This is a genomic window from Arthrobacter sp. I3 (assembly GCF_000520575.1).
GTDB classification, from domain to species: domain Bacteria; phylum Actinomycetota; class Actinomycetes; order Actinomycetales; family Micrococcaceae; genus Arthrobacter; species Arthrobacter humicola_A.
Genome location: NZ_KI914948.1, coordinates 4,642 through 20,883, shown reverse-complemented (window position 1 = coordinate 20,883; position 16,242 = coordinate 4,642). Strand labels below are relative to the sequence as shown.

Genomic DNA, 16,242 nt, shown 5'->3' with positions numbered 1-16,242 from the left:
CAGCGCCAGCAGTCCCGCCGCTTCCGGCTCGTCCGGCATCAGCGACGCCAACAACCTGCCGAGCCGGATGGCTTCCGTGCAGAGCTCCTCACGTTCCGGACCGTCGGCGGGGCCCGCGGTGTAGCCCTCGTTGAAGATGAGGTAGACCACCGCCAGCACCGATTGCAGCCGTTCGGGCAGGTCGGCGCCCTGCGGGACCCGGTAGGGGACTTTGGCATCCCGGATTTTCGCTTTGGCCCGGACCAGCCGCTGCGCCATGGTCGCTTCCGGGACCAGGAAGGCCCTGGCGATTTCCGCCGTCGTCAATCCACCCAGAAGCCGCAGCGTCAGCGCCACCTGGGCGGACCCGGCCAGGGCAGGATGGCAGCACGTGAAAATCAGCCGCAAAGTATCGTCGTCCACGTCCTCGACCCCTGACTGCTCCGCCAGGAACTGCTCTTCGGCGGCCGGCGCGGGTCCGGCCCCGGACCGCGCCGCCGCGAGCAGGGCCGCCTGTGCGTGCTTGTCCTCGCGTGAGGCTTCCCGCCGCAGCCGGTCAATCGCCCGGTGCCGTGCCGTCGTGATGATCCAGCCAGCCGGGCTGGGCGGGACGCCGGCCGAGGGCCAGTGCTGGACCGCCGCGGTAAAGGCATCCTGGACGGCGTCCTCGGCAATATCGATGTTCCCGCACGTCCGCGTCAGAACGGCTACGGCGCGGCCGTACTCGCGCCGGAACACCCGGGCGATGTCCGCCTCGGTCGCTGCCTCATCTCCACGGCGCTCACCCACACCAGCACCCCCGACCCGGCGGCTAGTGCTGGAACGGACGGACTTCAACGGGAAGTGTGGTGGCGCCGGCCAGCTTCCTTGCCCAGCCAAGGGCCGCGTCCAGATCCTCGGCCTCGATCACGGTGAATCCGCCGAGGTGCTCCTTGCCTTCGGTGAACGGCCCGTCGGTCACCAGGATCTCGCCACCGTTGGGCCGCAGGACTGTCGCGGACTCCGCCGGGTGGAGACCCGCGGCGAACACCCAGGCCCCCGCCGCCTGCATTTCATGGTTCAGGGCCGCCAGGTCACGCATGATGGGTTCGAGGAACTCAGGGTCCGGGGCGGGGCCGTCCGGCTGGTAAATGCTGAGCAGGTACTGCGTCATTTCGGGTGCCTCCTTGTCGAATCAGCCGGCGCCGTGCCGGCCTCTCAGCAATTACACGATCGAGGACGCTCCGGATCGACACAGCCGCGACACCCGCCACTGGCCCAAGCCGTCTCAGAGAGCCTTTTCCGGCGATTGGAGCCGCGCCGGCGGTTGCTCTGCCACATGCGGCGCGGGATCGATCGGCCCCTCAAACACCAGCTGGTCCAGGCGGCGGAGGATGAGTCCCTCACGCAGGGCCCACGGGCAGGTCACCATGCTGTCGAACTTGAACATTTCCAGTGCCGCTTCCGCGACGAGGGCGCCGGCGAGGACCTGCGGCGCGCGGGCCTCGGAGACGCCGGGCAGGTGGAGCCTGTCCCCTATCTCCATGGCCGAGATCCGCTGCGCCCAGAGCCCGAGGTCGAGGGCCAGCAGCTCCCGCTTGACGTAGGGCCCGGCGCCGCTGGGGGCGGCCCCGGCAATCCTGGCGAGGGACCGGAAAGTTTTGGACGTGCCCGCGACGAGGTTGGGCGGGCCCAGCTTCTCGAATTTGCGCACCGCGGGTTTGAGCGTGGAGCGGATGTAGCGGCGCAGCTCCTTGATGCTCTTGGCCGAGGGCGGGTCCTCGGGCAGCCAGTCGCGCGTCAGCCGGCTGGCACCGAGCGGAACGGACATTGCCAGCTCGGGCAGCTCGTCCTGTCCGAGGGCCATCTCGAAGGAGCCGCCGCCGATGTCCAGGTTCAGGATGGGCCCGGCACCCCAGCCGTACCAGCGCCGGACGGCGAAGAAGGTCATGGACGCCTCTTCGCTGCCCGTGAGCTCCCGGAGGGTAACGGTGGTTTCATGTTTGACGCGGGCCAGGACGTCAGCGCCGTTGGTGGCCTCGCGGATGGCCGAGGTGCAGAACGCGAGGAGGTCGTCGGCTTTGTGCTTGGCCGCGAATTCCCACGCCTCGAGGACGAACTCGACCAGTTCATGCTGCCCGTCGTCGTCGATGTTGCCGTCGTCGTCGAGGTACTGCACGAGCGACAGCCGCCGCTTATGCGAGGCGTAGGGCACCGGCCGGGCGCCGGGATGGGCGTCGACCAGCAGGAGATGGACAGTGTTGGACCCGATGTCGAGGACGCCTAGACGCATGCTGCCATTATTCCCCCCACGGAGCGGCCGGCCTAGCTGCGACAGCGGTATTCGCGAAGAATACCGCCGTCGCAGTCTGGCCGATTACGGGGCTATGCCGGGTCGGCAGTGCCGTCAGCGGGCTCGTCCGTTGGCTTGAAGTCGCGGCGGATGTTGGCCACGCCCTCCGGGTCGATTTCAAAGCCGTAGGCGGCGCCGGGGTTGATCACCATGCCGAGTTCGGCGCCGAGGTTGCCGATGATCGCGGCGCCCTGTGTGCCCAGCACGTTCGGGGCGGCAGCGAGATACTGCTCGGTGACGCGGCTCGGGTGCGAGAAAACGGCCAGGACTGGCTTGCCGGAGGAGTTGGCGAGGACCAGCGGCTCCACCTGCGAGTCGGGGCCCTCGAGGGCGTCGGAGCTGACCACATAGACCTCGTTGTTGAGGAAGGCCAGGATCACGTCCACCGGGTTGGCGTCCGGCTGCTCCCCCCGGGCGAGCTGCTCCTCGAGTTCGTTCAGCGGCTGGTTGTCCAGGTGTGCGGGCTGTTCAGTCATATTCCTACTCGATCACGTCCACGCCCGGTCCGCAAACGCGAAATCGCCGGAAACCTGCGGATTCGCCGGTAATTTCCGGCGAATCGGCAGGTTTCCGGCGATTTCGGCGTGCTGCCTACTTCTTGGCCGGGGCCTTCCGCGCGGGCGCCTTGCGGGCCGTCGTCGTGCGCTTGACCGGGCCCTTGGCCCGCTTCTCCGCGAGGAGTTCGACGGCGCGTTCCCGGGTCAGCTCCTCGATCGAGGTGGTGCGCGGCACCGTGATGTTGGTGATGCCGTCGGTGATGTACGGGCCGAACCGGCCTTCCTTCACCACGATGTTCTTCTCCGAGACCGGGTCGGGTCCGAATTCGGCCAGCGGCGGAACGGCGGCACGGGCGCCGCGCTGCTTGGGCTGCGAGTAGATCTCCAGCGCCGCCTCGAGCGTGATCGTGAAGATCTCCTCTTCGGAGCCGATGGAGCGGGAGTCCGTGCCCTTCTTCAGGTACGGGCCGAACCGGCCGTTCTGCACCGTGATCGGGTTGCCGTCGGCGTCCTGCCCAAGCACGCGGGGCAGGCTCATGAGCTGCAGCGCCTCGTCCAGCGTGATGCTGTCCACGCTCATGGACGCGAACAGGGACCCGGTGCGCGGCTTGGCCTTGACGGGCTTCTTCGGCGGCTTGGGCTTGCCGTTCTTGTAGTACTCAACGGGCTGGTTGGCCAGCTGTTCCTCGGTCATCTCCGGGATGATCTCGGTGACGTAGGCGCCGTAGCGGCCGTTCTTGGCCACGATCGTGTGCCCGGTGTGCGGGTCCGCGCCGAGGACGCGCTCCTCCGGGGCGGCGGTCTCCATGAGTTCAACGGCTTTGGCGGCCGTGAGCTCGTCCGGGGCCAGGTCCTCGGGGACGTTGGCGCGGGCCGCCTCAACCACCTCGCCGGTCTCGGGATCCACCGTCGCGGTGGAGCTTTCCAGGTACGGGCCGAACTTGCCGACCCGAAGGGTGATCGCGTCCGTGATCGGGATGGAGTTGATCTCGCGGGCATCGATCTCGCCGAGGTTGTTCACGATGCTCAGCAGACCGGGCTCGGAGTCCTCACCGAAGTAGAAGTGCTTGAGCCACGCGGGTCCGGCCGCCTGGCCGTTGGCGATCTTGTCCAGGTCCGCTTCCATGTCGGCCGTGAACTCGTAGTCCACGTAGTCGTGGAAGTGCTGTTCGAGGAGCCGGATCACGGAGAACGCGATCCAGCTCGGGACCAGCGCGGAGCCCTGCTTCCGGACGTAGCCGCGGTCCTGGATCGTGGAGATGGTGGAGGCATAGGTCGACGGGCGGCCGATGCCCTTCTTTTCCAGCTCTGCAGTCAATGAGGCTTCGGTGTAGCGCGGCGGCGGCGAAGTCTCGTGGCCGACGGCGACAATGTCGCTGGCAGTGAGCGCGTCGTCCTTGGCCACGTTGGGCAGCCGGCGTGCTTCCTCGGACTCGTCGTCGCCGCGGCTTTCGTCCTTGCCTTCTTCGTAGGCGGCGAGGAAGCCGGGGAAGGTGATGACGGTGCCCGACGCCGAGAATTCGGCGTCGCGGCGGTCGGCCGGGTCGCCAACGGTGACGGCGCCGAGGCGGATCGTGGCGGTGGAGCCCTTGGCATCAGCCATCTGCGAGGCGACCGTGCGCTTCCAGATGAGCTCGTACAGGCGGAATTCGTCACCGGAGAGCTGCTGGGCCACCTGGGCCGGGGTGCGGAAGGAGTCGCCGGCGGGACGGATGGCCTCGTGGGCTTCCTGCGCGTTCGCTGCCTTGCCGCTGTAGACCCGCGGCGACTGCGGCACGTACTCGGGGCCGTACAGCTCGGAGGCCTGGCGCCGGGCGGCCGTGACGGCCTCGTTGCTCAGCGCGGACGAGTCCGTACGCATATAGGTGATGTAACCGTTTTCGTAGAGCCGCTGGGCCACCTGCATCGTGCTCTTCGAGGAGAAACGCAGCTTGCGGCCGGCCTCCTGCTGCAGGGTGGAGGTGGTGAACGGCGCCGCCGGGCGGCGGGTGTACGGCTTGGTGTCGACGGAGCGGACACGGAAGTCGGCGTCCTGCAGCCCCGCCGCGAGCGAGGTGGCGAGTTCCTCGTTGAGGTGGACGGCGTTGCGGGAGGTGAGCTCGCCGTTGTCGTTGAAGTCCCGGCCGCTGGCGACCTTGGCACCGTCGACGGCGGCGAGTTTGGCTTTGAAGGAGCCGGAACCGGCGCCGAACTGGCCGGTGAGGTCCCAGTAGGAGGCGGCCTTGAAGGCCATCCGCTCGCGTTCGCGATCCACCACCATGCGGGTGACGACGGACTGCACGCGGCCTGCGGAGAGGCCGCGGGCCACCTTGCGCCACAGCACCGGGGAGATCTCATAGCCGTAGAGCCGGTCCAGGACGCGCCGGGTCTCCTGGGCGTCGACCAGGTCCTGGTCGACATCGCGCAGGTTGTCCATGGCGCGGTGGATGGCTTCCTTGGTGATTTCACCGAAGGTCATCCGGTAGACGGGAACCTTGGGCTTGAGCACTTCCAGCAGGTGCCACGCGATGGCCTCGCCCTCGCGGTCCCCATCGGTTGCGAGATAGAGAGCATCGGCGTCTTTGAGCTGGGCCTTGAGCTCGGCGACCTTCTTCTTCTTGTCCGAGGACACCACGTAGTAAGGCTTGAAGTCGTTGTCGATGTCGACGGCGAACTTGCCCAGCGGGGTCTTCTTCAGTTCCGCGGGGAGCTCCGAGGGCTGCGGGAGGTCGCGGATGTGACCAATGGAGGCCTCCACTATGAAGCCTTCGCCGAGGTACTTGGCGATGGTCTTGCTCTTGGCGGGAGACTCCACAATCACGAGTTTCTTGCCGGTTTTGGCCTTGCTTGGCACGGTGCTCCTACAGAAAAAGGTGGCTCGGGCAGATGCGCCCATACCCGCCTAGTTCACCATATTTTGCAGAATCCCGCGCATCCGGCCGGAAATGACGGCCCGGCGGACGCGGCTTCCGGCCGCAATAGGGCCACGTGCCGGCCGGCCCCTGAGGGCGCCCCGGATGCGGTTCGGCGCCGTGCCCGCGACCGGTTCAGGCCCTCCCGGCGGCGGGCTCAGTCCTTGCCGGCGGCGGGCTTGCCGGCGGCGGCCTCAGTCCTTGCCGGCGGCGGGCTTGACGGGGGCGGGTTTGGCGGCGGCGGGTTTGGCGGCCGCCGGGCCGCGGTCGTCCGGAATCATCGACCACATCGTGGCCATACGTTCGGCACCTTCGGGCAGGTGGTCCGGATCCTCGAGTTCGTAGTCCCGCAGCAGGTCGAAGATCCGCCGCGTCAGTTCGGCGCGCTGGTCCGGCGTCAGGTACAGCAGATTGCTGGCCAGCACCACCGAGGACGGTCCGTCGGCGGTATCGCCGCTCTCGCGCCGGGCGTTGCGGGCCGTGGCGTAGGCACGGACCCGGCGGCGGTAGGCGTCGAGCTCGAGGTCCAGGACGGCGAGTTCGGGGCTGGCCACTCCCCCCAGCGAGTGGATGGTGAAATCTGTACCGGCGGCCTGCCAGCGCCGCTCCCGGGCATCCCCGGCGGTGGCGGCGGGAATCACGATGCCCCACTTCTGCAGTGCCCGCAGGTGGTAGCTCATGGCACTGGGAGTCAGCCCGGTCTGCGCGGCAAGCTCGGTGGCCGTCCGGCTCACCTGCGTGGAATACAGTTCGGAAATGACCTCCAGCCGGGCGGCGTGGGCCAAGGCACGGATCGCCTTCGGGTCGGTGATTTCCACTTGCTTCTCCGGACGGTGCCGGCGCCTGGTGGCCGGCGGAGCCATTGACTCCGCCGTCGGGGTTTCTGCGTTCACTCCTCCAGTGTATCCAGCCCCGCCAAACTATGAAAGAAATGCTTGACATTTGTTTTGCCGCCGGACTAGGTTCCTTTTTATGAAACAGACACTTCATAAATTGCCGGCATCCGCAACCGGCGTGCGGCCCCTGTGGCGCAACCGCGACTTCCTGATTGCCGGCACCGCCCGGTTCGTGGCGACGGCGGGGATGGGCGCCGTCGTCGTCAGCGTGATGCTGCATCTGCAGAACGCGGCCGCCGCCGGCGAAACTCCTGTCGCCGGGCCCTGGCTCGTGGCCGCGTACCTGCTCTGCTCAGCGCTGCCGCTGGTCCTCCTGGCCCCGTGGGCCGGCCGGCTCGCCGACACCATGGATTCGCGCACGCTGGCGACGGCGAGTTCGGCGGTCAGCGCCGCCGCCGTCGCCGGCATGGGGCTTGGCATGCAGTACCTGGAGAACTATCTGCCCGTGCTGTTTGCCATGACGTTCCTGCTCGACGCGGCCCAGTCCGTGGCCAGCCCCACCTGGCAGGCCCTGCTGCCGCGGATCGTCGGAGAGGACCGCACGCCCCGGGCCATGGGGACCATGCAGGCGACCATCATGATCGCGGGGATGGCAGGACCCGCCGCGGGCGGCCTGCTCAGCGGCTGGGGCGGGACCGGGCTGGTGTTCACCGTGGCCAGCGGCTGCTACGTCGCCATGGGGCTGGGCGCGCTGCTGATCCGCACCCGCCGCGGCACGGCGGCCGAACGTGCCGGCCAGGCGAAGCCCGCGCTGCTGGACGGGCTGCGCCTGATCCGCCGGGACAGCCTGGTCTGGGCCCTGGTCCTGGGGGCGATGTTCTTCATCGTCGTCGGCGAAGCCACCAATGTGCTCGAGGTGTTCCTGGCCCGCAACGAACTTGGCGCCACCGAAATCCAGTACGGCCTCCTGTCCGCAGCCTTCGGCCTCGGCATGGCGGCCGGGGCCGCGATGGCCGGCAGGATCAGGACGCCGCGGGTCCGTCTGCGCGTGCTGCTGGCCGCCATGACCGGAGCCTCGGCGTGCCTGGTCCTCACCGGGATGGTCCCGAGCGTGGAACTGCTTTTTGTGGCCTACACAGGGACGGGAGTGGCCTGCGGCGTCCTGAACGCCTGTTTCGGGGCGATCGCGATCCTGCGGATTCCGGAAAGCGGGCGCGGCCAGGCGATGGCGATTGTCGGCGGGATGACGCGTGCCGTCTCCATTGGCGCGCTGGCCCTGGGCGGTCTCCTGGGCGCCCTGGTGCCGGTCCGCGTCAGCTTCGTGCTCACCGGCGCCGTCGGGGCCATGGTGGCCCTCGCCCTCACGGCGTACGTCCTGCCGCGGTTCGGCCGGGAGGACTCCGCCGCCAACACTCCTGCCGCGGCCAAGGCGGCGGCGGAACCGCCGTTGGCGGGCGCGGCCGCGACGGTATCAGGCAGGCAGCAGGAAGCCGTCGCGGACGAGGTTCCCGACTTCCTCGAGCAGGCCGGCGCGGAACTCCGCGCTGTCAAACCCCTCGTAGCCGCCCAGCAGCGCCTCGAGGGCGCCGATGATCTGCCCGACGGACAGGTCGCCGTCGCACGCTGAGACCAGGCCCGCCAGCTCGGTACTGAGCAGGTTGGTGCGGCGCAGCCCGGCACCCTGCCGCAGCAGGATGACGCCGGGGTGTTCCGCACCGGGGCGCTGGTGCCGTTCTTCGGTGACGTCCTCCGCGACCAGCAGGTGGGCGGCGGCCAGATCATGGCCGGCCAGCCAGTCGGCACGCTCGACCGCGGCGCCCAGGTGTGGCCCTACCGGCTGTTCGATCGGGTAGGTGATCTCCTCGAAGCGCGACAGCACCCGCCGGGCGCCGTCGGCAGGCCTCCGCAGCCAGATCATGCCGAAGCCGATTCCGGCCACATCGCGCGAGGCGAAGTCGTCCAGGTAGGCCGCATACGAGTCCTCGTAGAGCCGGCGGTCGCGGCTTTCCGAGGCGTCCTGCAGCCAGGTCTCGGCGTACTGCTCGGGGCCCACCTGCTCGCGCTGGATGAACCAGACGTCGGTGGCCGGGCCGGCCCAGCTCTGGGGCCGGTCCGCCCAGCCGGCGCTGGCCGTGATCTCCCAGTTGCCCAGAAGCTGGGCCGTTCCGCCCGGGGCAAGGACCGAGGCCAGTGCGCCGACCAGCGAGGATACAATCTCGTCCCCCGGCAGGCCGCCGTCGCGGTACGTGAACTGGTCCGTGGCGGTCTCGCCCAGGCTGCGGGGGGTGATGACGAACGGCGGGTTGGAAACCACCAGTTCGAACTCCTGCCCCGCGACCGGGTCCAGCAGGGATCCGAGCCTCAGGCTGACGCGGGCGTCAAGGTCGGCCGGGTTCAGGTGCAGATCGGCGGCGTTGAGCAGCAGGTTGAACCGGGTAAACGCCAAGGCGCGTTCGGAGATGTCCGTGGCGGTCACGTGCTCGGCGTGGTGCAGCAGGTGGAAGGTCTGGATGCCGCAGCCGGTGCCGAGATCGAGGGCCCTGGCAACATGGCGGCGGGCGGTGACCTGGACCAGGGTGGTGGAGGCCTGCCCAATCCCCAGGACGTGGTCGTGACGAAGAACGCCGGCGCGCTGGTGGGCTGCGAGGTCGCTGGCCACCCAGAGGTCTGCTCCGCCGGCACTGGTCCCGTCTTCCCCCACGGTCGGGTCCCAGCCGTACGGCCTGAGGTCGACCCTGGCCTGGACCAGGTCCCGGCCCGCAGGCTCCACGAGCCCAAGTTCCATCAGCCCCTTGGTACGGATCCCGGGGAGGGCGGCGTCGAGCGTCTCCGCGCGCTGCGGTTCGGACAGAAGCCAGAGACGCACGACGCCGGCGAGCGCCGCCGTCGCCGGCTTCCCGAGGGAACGCGCGGTGACGATCAGGGCCGGGATGAGCTGGTCCCGGCCCAGGGCCGAGTGCGCGGCCTCGCCGAGCAGCTCCGCAACCCCGTCCACGGTGTAGCCAATCGCACGCAGGTCCGCGGCCAGGGCCTCGAGCAGGCCGGGGAGGTCGCTGCGCGGAGCGTCCGGGGTGTTGCCGGCCGTGAACGGGGCTGCGGGAGCCTGCGTAGAACGAGAGGGTGCGGCGGGGCCTTGCGCTGAGGAAGTCACCGGACAAGTTTAGTCCCGGGGCCGGGCACGGGCGTGGGACCTGGGTTGGCCCCCGTCAGCGCCGGGGCTGGGGCTGGGGCGTGCGGGTCCGGCTAGAGCTCGTTCCCGGCATAGATCTTCAGCGCGTCCCGGACGAAGGCGGCGCCGTCGGCACCGCCGTAGTTGGCGGCGAACCTGGGATCGGCCACGTACATCTCGCCGAGCCCCGTCACGTACCCCTTGAGGCCGCCACGTGCCGCCGAGCTGCCGCCCGCTGCGGGTGACGCCGGTGTGCCGGGGATTCCCCTGAGCCATTCGACGTGGCGCCGGGCCAGGTCCTGCGCCTGCGCGCTGTCCGCCGGGGCTCCCGACGCCGCAGCAGCCGTCCACTCGGCACCGAGCTGCCGGGACTGTTCCGTCCAGGCAGCCTTCTCCCCGGCCCCCATGCTGCGCCACCAGGCGTCGGACTTTGCATAGGCGTCCTTGCCCCACCGCTGCTGGACTTCCTCCTGATACTTGGTGTGGTCGAAACCGTCGAACATTTCCTCCGCCATGATCTTTCCTCCCGTTTGCAATGCCTCAATGGTGTGACGGACCGCGGCAATCTGCCGCCCCAGCCTGTCCTGTTCCTGCAGCAGCCACGCCAGGTGCCGGCCAAGTGCATGCTCCGCGTCCGCCTCGTTGCCGAGCACGTCCGCGATCGCCGGCAGCCCGAGCCCCAGGTCGCGCAGGAGCAGGATCCGCTGCAGACGGACCAGGGATTCCTGGCCGTAGTACCGGTAGCCGTTGTTGCCGGTGCGGCTCGGCCTGAGCAGGCCAATGTCGTCGTAGTGACGCAAAGTCCGGCCGGTGGTGCCGGCCAACTTCGCGATCTGCTGAACGGACCAGTCCATGCCTCCACCCTTCTGCTCCTTCGAGGCCCGCGTGCCCTGGACCTCCGCTGTGACCGTGCCGACCGGCCTCTGTCGGCCATCGCTTCGACTCTAAACTTTGACGCAGCGTCAAAGTCAAGGGCCCGCAGGGAGAGGGCGCCCGGGACGTCGGCGCGGCCGGCGGGGAGCCTGCGAGACGGTAAGTTTGAGGCATGGTTTTCCCTTCCTCCCACGTCCCGGCTGCCCCTCTGGCCCGGCGGACGCTCAGCGGCGTGGCCGCCGCCGTCGTCGTACTGGCTGCAGCGGCATGTTCCCCGGCCGGTTCGATTGAGGGCGCCGATGTCCCGGCGTGGCAGGCCACCGCGCTGCCCTCCGCCCCGGGAACAGTGCTGGAGGATGCCGGCAAAATCCTGAACCGGGATCCGATCGTCCGGACCGCGTCCGGCGTGCCTGCCGGCACCTACACCTTGACCATGACCTGCGACGGCGGCGGGAAGGCGTTCTTCGCCGTCAGCCTGGACGGCAGCCAGCTCGCCGAAGCCGGAGCCGCCTGCAACGGCAGCCGCGAAACCGCCCGCATCAAAGTGCCCGCCGCGGGCAAGGTCACGCTCAGCACGTCCAGTGTGGATGCCCCGCTTCTCTACGCGTACCACCTGGCCTCGTCCGAGTAGCATCCGCCGCAGCCCGGTCCGCGGCGACCTGCCCGGCGCCCCCTAAAGGCCTGTCCGACCCGGACCTTTGGCCTCTGGCGTTTGATTCCGGGCCGCCCTAATCTCAAAGTATGCCAACTGTGCCGGCGAGCAAGGTGCCGCGACGGCGCACCCCGGCGGCCGCCGTGGTGCTTTCAGTTGCGGTATTTCTCGGCACGGTCCTGTCCGGTTGCGCCTATGAATACAGCGCCGACCACTGGGACGATGAATCGACCTCGGCTGCCGCCCCGCCGACCACTGACGCGGCCCTGCCCCAGGACCCCCATCTCAACGAGCCGGTGACGGGCGAGGAACTGGATAACTGGGTCGACACCGTACTGCCCGACGCCGAGGGACAGGTCTTCCAGACGGGTTTTGGGACGCTGGAGGCCGACGAGGAGCGCAAAGAGACTACAGCCCAGCTGCCCAAGGGTACTTACGCCCTGACCCTCGCCTGCCGGAGCACCCGCCGCGTGTCCTTTTCCATCGAGAACGGTGAAAACGAACTCGTGGACCTGAGTCTCCGGTGCGGGACGTCCAGGGTGAACGTGGTGCAACTGGCCGCAGAGGCGTCGCTCTCCATCAATGTGGATGCGAACGCACCGGCAAACTTTGCGTACCGGGTGAGCCGCATCTGAGGGTTCCCGGCCGGCCAAATGTCCGGTTCGTGCCTCAGGCGGCGCAGCCCTCGGGGCACCGCAGGGTGTCAGGGCTCGCGGCGCACCCGGCGCAATAGAGCGTCAGGGTCCGGCAGGACGGATTCGAGCAGTTTTCGAACTTGCTCGTAGGTGCCGAGCAGCGGACACACTCGCCGATCGTCTTGGCATCCCCGCTGAACTCAACGTGCATGCGCTTGTCGAACACATACAGGGAGCCCTCCCACAGGCCCTGGTCCTTGAAGGCCTCGCCGTAGCGGACAATGCCGCCGTCAAGCTGGTAGACCTCCTTGAACCCGCGGTTCACCATGAGGCTCGACAGCACCTCGCAGCGGATGCCGCCGGTGCAGTAGGTGACAACCGGCTTGTCCTTGAGGGCGTCGTATTTGCCGGAGTCGAGTTCCTTAATGAAGTCGTGGGTGGTGGCGACATCGGGAACGACGGCGTCCTTGAACTTGCCGATCTGGGCCTCGAACCCGTTCCGGCCGTCGAAAAACACGACTTCGTCGCCCTGCTGTTTCTTCGCTTCTATGAGTTCGTGGAGTTCCTCGGGTTTGAGGTGGGTTCCGCCGCCCACCACTCCGCCGGCATCGACTTTGAGTTCGCCCGGGGCGCCGAAGGAAACGATTTCGTCCCGCACCTTGACGCTGAGCCGCGGGAAGTCCGCCGCGCCGCCATCGGACCACTTCACGTCGATGCCCTGGAAGCCCTTGTACTCGCGCGTGGTTTTGACGTACTGCTTCACGGCGTTCAGTTCTCCGCCGACCGTGGCGTTGATGCCGTCCTTGGAAAGGATGATGCGGCCGGTTAGTCCGAGTTTTTCGCACAGGGCGCGCTGCCAGAGCCGGACGGCGTCCGGGTCAGGCAGGGGGGTAAATCCGTAAAAGAGCACAATCCTGTTTAAAGCCACGCTTTTAAGGGTACTGGCTGGGGCGGGCGGCCGGGCGACAGTCACAATTGGATAAGCAAGCGGCTTCCCCCGACCCGGCCCCTGTTGCTTGTGGCACTGCTGGAATACGCTCATCACATGAGTCTTGACGCCATGGTTGAAGACACCACTCACCTGCTGGAAATCTGGGTTGCCGGATGGGCCGGCTGCCGCGGATATGAGACGCGCAGGGAGGGCAGGTTCCCCGCGGCCTTTCGCGGTGACACCACCCACGAATGGGAGTACTTCGCCTTCGATCCGTCCGACGCGGAGTTCGAGGCGCTGGCGGCAAAGACGGCCGAAGCGCCGGCCCGGGTCCTCACCATCCTCACCAACGATGCGGCCCGATACACCATGCTGGGACAGCGGAACGGCCTGCATGTCACCTCGGCCTCCCAAACCATGATGATCGTGGACATGGAGACCCAGGATTCGGAGGACCCCTGGCTTTCGGACGACGACCTCAAGCTCGAGACGTCCCGGACCGACGGCGTCCACCACGCGGTGGTCAGCGCCGGCGAGGACGTCGCCGCGAGCGGACGCGTGTTTGTGGTGGGGCATACCGCCATCTTCGACAACATCGTGACGTCAGAGGCCTACCAGCGGCGGGGGCTGGGCAGCTTCATCATGAAGGCCCTGGCAGCCCAGGCGTTTGAACACGACGTCGACTCCGGGCTGCTGCTCGCCTCGCTGGACGGCCAAAAACTCTATTCGCACCTCGGCTGGCGCGAGGTGTGCCACGTCCTGATGTTGTCGACGTCCGACGAAGGGGCCGACCTGTCCGTGGGCTGAGCCGCCGCGCCGGCCGTCCGGCGGGCCTGCGCCCGGGGCAACGCGTGTGCCGGGCCGAGCCGCAGCGCCAAAGCCGCAGCGCCTGCCGGGCTGTGTGCCGGGGTGCGTGCCGGGCGGGGGCGATTTGAGGGCGGATGAAAGAATATGTGAGTGAACCCGCATGAGTCCTTGATTCCGTTGCTGGGCCGAGGTCCGGACCCGGAACAGCTGCGTCATGTGCGGACGATCCCCGCCCGCCGGGCCGTCAATGCGCCGTGGCCACAGTGGTCCCACCCGGATCTCGTGGCAGCCTACGGTTCCCTGGGCATCCACGAGCCCTACCTTCACCAGGTCCGGGCCGCCGAACTGGCCCACGGCGGAGAGAACGTGGTCATTGCCACCGGCACCGCGTCAGGAAAGTCCCTGGCGTATCAGCTGCCGGCCTTGGACGCGATCCACCGTTCCGAGCTCAGGGTCCTGTCCGATCCCGGGAAAATCCACGACGACGGGGCTGTGACCCTCTACCTGTCACCGACCAAGGCGCTCGCCGCCGACCAGCTGGCAGCGATCAGGGCACTAAAGCTCCCCACAGTCCGGGCCGAAACCTACGACGGCGACACCGATCCCGCGTCCCGGCGCTGGATCCGGGACCACGCGAACTTCATCCTCGCCAACCCGGACATGCTGCACTTCGGCATTCTCCCGAACCATGCCTGGTGGGCCAGGTTCTTCCGGCGCCTCCGCTACGTGATCGTGGACGAAGCCCACAGCTACCGCGGCGTCTTCGGCTCCCATGTGGCAAACCTCATGCGCCGGCTGCGTCGGATCTGTGCCTACTACAGCCCGGGCGGCTCGCATCCCGGACCGGTGTTCATCGCGGCGTCCGCCACGGCGTCTGAACCCGGGCAGTCCTTCGGCCGGCTGATCGGCGCACCCGTGCGGGCCGTTTCCGAAGACAGCTCGCCCCACGGCTCCACCACCGTGGCGTTTTGGGAGCCGGCACTGACCGAACTCCGGGGCGAAAACGGCGCCAAGGAGCGCCGGACGGCAGTCGCCGAGACCGCCGACCTGCTGGCCAACCTGGTGTCCTCCCGGACCAGGACCATTGCGTTCATCAAGTCCAGGCGCGGGGCAGAGTCGATTTCCTCCATCGCCAAACGCCTCCTCGACGAGGTGGATCCCAGCCTGCCGCAGCGTGTGGCCGCGTACCGCTCGGGCTACCTGCCGGAGGAGCGGCGGGCACTGGAAAAGGCGCTGCGCTCCGGTGAACTGTTGGGCGTCTCGAGCACGTCCGCGCTGGAGCTGGGCATTGACATTTCCGGTCTCGATGCAGTCCTGGTCGCAGGCTGGCCGGGCACCCGCGCGTCGTTGTTCCAGCAGATCGGCCGCGCGGGCCGCGCCGGCCAGGACGCGATCGCGGCCTTCGTGGCCAGCGACGACCCGCTGGACACCTACTTGGTGAACCACCCCGAGGCGATTTTCGACGTGTCGGTGGAGGCCACGGTCTTCGATCCCTCCAATCCTTACGTTCTGGGCCCGCACCTGTGCGCCGCCGCCGCGGAACTGCCCCTCGGGTTCGCCGAACTGGAGCTCTTCGGGGCCACCGCTGAGAAGCTGCTGGACCGCCTGGTCCTGCAGGGCTACCTGCGCAAACGGCCGGCAGGATGGTTTTGGACCCATCCGCAAAATGCCGCAGCCATGGTGAACCTCCGGGCCGACGGCGGAGGTCCGGTGAGCATAGTGGACGCGGAGACGGGTTCCTTGCTCGGCACCATGGATTCGCCGCAGACCCATTACCAGGCCCACACAGGGGCCATCTATGTCCACCAGGGCGACAGCTACGTGGTCGAAGACCTGAACGAGGACGATCACTGTGTGGTGGTGCGGCGGGCGAATCCGGACTACTACACGACCGCCCGGGACGTGACCCAGATCGAGGTCCTCGAAACGCAACGCACCACCCAATGGGGCGACGTGGCCGTGCATTTCGGCGATGTGAAAGTGACAACCCAGGTGGTCTCCTTCCAGCGCAAAGCGTTAATTTCGAACGAGATCCTCGGCGAAGAACCCTTGGAATTGGGCGCCAGGGACCTGTTTACCAAGGCGGTCTGGTTTGTCGTGGACAACCGCTCGCTGACCGGCGCGGGGCTGATCGAGGCACAGTTCCCCGGAGCGCTGCATGCTGCCGAGCACGCGGCCATCGGCCTCCTTCCGCTGGTGGCCTCCAGCGACCGCTGGGACATCGGCGGAGTGTCCACGGCCATCCACGCCGACACCGGAGTGCCCACCATCTTTGTCTACGACGGCCATCCCGGCGGCGCCGGCTTCGCTGAACGCGGCTACGACAAGGCGAGGTTGTGGCTGACCGCCACGCGCGACGCCATCAAGGCCTGCGAATGCGAGTCCGGCTGCCCCTCCTGCGTCCAGTCACCCAAGTGCGGCAACAAGAACAACCCGCTCGACAAGGACGCTGCCGTCACGCTGCTCGATGTGCTGCTCCACGACGCCACCGACCTCATGCATGCCGGCAATCCCGGCACAGCGGCCGCCGCGGCCCCGGACGATCAGCCCGCCCAGCCGCTCCGCGCCTGACCACGTCTCAGCGGCCGGTTCGTGGGCGGCGGCCGACAGGCAGGTTCGAGGGCGGCGGCAGGGCGGGTT

At 68.3% G+C, this 16,242-nt stretch carries 13 protein-coding genes and 1 pseudogene; 5 read left to right on the top strand and 9 right to left on the bottom strand.

The window, feature by feature from the left end:
- The 6 genes from Y706_RS28375 to Y706_RS0118080 form a co-directional block, all read right to left on the bottom strand.
- Window positions 1–768 (bottom strand): RNA polymerase sigma factor (locus Y706_RS28375; protein ID WP_043436436.1); only part of this gene is annotated, 768 nt, incomplete at its 3' end.
- Window positions 769–790: 22 nt separating this feature from the next.
- Window positions 791–1,132, bottom strand: coding sequence for a YciI family protein (locus Y706_RS0118100; RefSeq protein ID WP_028277719.1), 342 nt, complete (start codon window positions 1,130–1,132; stop codon window positions 791–793).
- Between the two features lie 114 nt (window positions 1,133–1,246).
- Window positions 1,247–2,251: a Ppx/GppA family phosphatase gene (locus Y706_RS26295; protein WP_043436435.1), complete on the bottom strand. Its 1,005-nt coding sequence runs from the start codon at window positions 2,249–2,251 to the stop codon at window positions 1,247–1,249.
- Window positions 2,252–2,343: 92 nt separating this feature from the next.
- On the bottom strand, window positions 2,344–2,787 hold the full coding sequence (locus Y706_RS0118090; RefSeq protein WP_028277718.1) for an SseB family protein: 444 nt from the start codon (window positions 2,785–2,787) through the stop codon (window positions 2,344–2,346).
- A 115-nt stretch (window positions 2,788–2,902) separates the two neighbouring features.
- The gene (gene topA / locus Y706_RS0118085) at window positions 2,903–5,641 is read right to left on the bottom strand and encodes a type I DNA topoisomerase (RefSeq protein WP_028277717.1); all 2,739 of its coding nucleotides are present in this window, start codon (window positions 5,639–5,641) and stop codon (window positions 2,903–2,905) included.
- A 252-nt stretch (window positions 5,642–5,893) separates the two neighbouring features.
- On the bottom strand, window positions 5,894–6,562 hold the full coding sequence (locus Y706_RS0118080) for an ArsR/SmtB family transcription factor (protein WP_279294487.1): 669 nt from the start codon (window positions 6,560–6,562) through the stop codon (window positions 5,894–5,896).
- Window positions 6,563–6,671: 109 nt separating this feature from the next.
- On the opposite strand from Y706_RS0118080, the pseudogene Y706_RS28370 reads away from it, so the two are divergent.
- Window positions 6,672–7,955, top strand: a pseudogene (locus tag Y706_RS28370) (MFS transporter); the annotation flags it as partial.
- A gap of 51 nt (window positions 7,956–8,006) precedes the next feature.
- Here Y706_RS28370 and Y706_RS30405 read toward each other — a convergent pair.
- Together Y706_RS30405 and Y706_RS0118065 are read right to left on the bottom strand one after the other, a co-directional pair.
- Complete coding sequence (locus Y706_RS30405) at window positions 8,007–9,575, bottom strand: DUF7059 domain-containing protein (protein ID WP_253906827.1); 1,569 nt, start codon at window positions 9,573–9,575, stop codon at window positions 8,007–8,009.
- A gap of 203 nt (window positions 9,576–9,778) precedes the next feature.
- Window positions 9,779–10,558 carry a MerR family transcriptional regulator gene (locus tag Y706_RS0118065; RefSeq protein ID WP_028277713.1) on the bottom strand — a complete coding sequence of 260 codons (780 nt, stop codon included), beginning with the start codon at window positions 10,556–10,558 and terminating at the stop codon, window positions 9,779–9,781.
- 191 nt (window positions 10,559–10,749) lie between these two features.
- On the opposite strand from Y706_RS0118065, the gene Y706_RS0118060 reads away from it, so the two are divergent.
- Window positions 10,750–11,208, top strand: a complete 459-nt coding sequence (locus Y706_RS0118060; RefSeq protein ID WP_028277712.1) for a hypothetical protein — start codon at window positions 10,750–10,752, stop codon at window positions 11,206–11,208.
- A 110-nt stretch (window positions 11,209–11,318) separates the two neighbouring features.
- A complete protein-coding gene (locus Y706_RS0118055) occupies window positions 11,319–11,864 on the top strand; it encodes a DUF6023 family protein (protein ID WP_043436433.1) in 546 nt (181 codons plus the stop codon).
- A 34-nt stretch (window positions 11,865–11,898) separates the two neighbouring features.
- Here Y706_RS0118055 and Y706_RS0118050 read toward each other — a convergent pair whose 3' ends face one another.
- Window positions 11,899–12,792 (bottom strand): oxygen-dependent tRNA uridine(34) hydroxylase TrhO, encoded by an 894-nt coding sequence (locus Y706_RS0118050; RefSeq protein WP_028277710.1) that lies wholly within the window; start codon window positions 12,790–12,792, stop codon window positions 11,899–11,901.
- A 117-nt stretch (window positions 12,793–12,909) separates the two neighbouring features.
- Between Y706_RS0118050 and Y706_RS0118045 the strand changes: the two genes are divergently transcribed.
- Both Y706_RS0118045 and Y706_RS26290 read left to right on the top strand, forming a co-directional pair.
- On the top strand, window positions 12,910–13,602 hold the full coding sequence (locus tag Y706_RS0118045) for a GNAT family N-acetyltransferase (RefSeq protein WP_028277709.1): 693 nt from the start codon (window positions 12,910–12,912) through the stop codon (window positions 13,600–13,602).
- Between the two features lie 150 nt (window positions 13,603–13,752).
- On the top strand, window positions 13,753–16,173 hold the full coding sequence (locus tag Y706_RS26290) for a DEAD/DEAH box helicase (RefSeq protein ID WP_043436432.1): 2,421 nt from the start codon (window positions 13,753–13,755) through the stop codon (window positions 16,171–16,173).
- Window positions 16,174–16,242: the final 69 nt, after the last annotated feature.

Coding starts and splice junctions, on each gene's coding strand:
- Y706_RS0118060 (WP_028277712.1), top strand. CDS start 10,750: ATGGTTTTCCCTTCCTCCCACGTCCCGGCTGCCCCTCTGGCCCGGCGG.
- Y706_RS0118090 (WP_028277718.1), bottom strand. CDS start 2,787: ATGACTGAACAGCCCGCACACCTGGACAACCAGCCGCTGAACGAACTC.
- Y706_RS0118055 (WP_043436433.1), top strand. CDS start 11,319: ATGCCAACTGTGCCGGCGAGCAAGGTGCCGCGACGGCGCACCCCGGCG.
- Y706_RS0118080 (WP_279294487.1), bottom strand. CDS start 6,562: ATGGCTCCGCCGGCCACCAGGCGCCGGCACCGTCCGGAGAAGCAAGTG.
- Y706_RS0118045 (WP_028277709.1), top strand. CDS start 12,910: ATGAGTCTTGACGCCATGGTTGAAGACACCACTCACCTGCTGGAAATC.
- Y706_RS0118100 (WP_028277719.1), bottom strand. CDS start 1,132: ATGACGCAGTACCTGCTCAGCATTTACCAGCCGGACGGCCCCGCCCCG.
- Y706_RS0118065 (WP_028277713.1), bottom strand. CDS start 10,558: ATGGACTGGTCCGTTCAGCAGATCGCGAAGTTGGCCGGCACCACCGGC.
- Y706_RS26295 (WP_043436435.1), bottom strand. CDS start 2,251: ATGCGTCTAGGCGTCCTCGACATCGGGTCCAACACTGTCCATCTCCTG.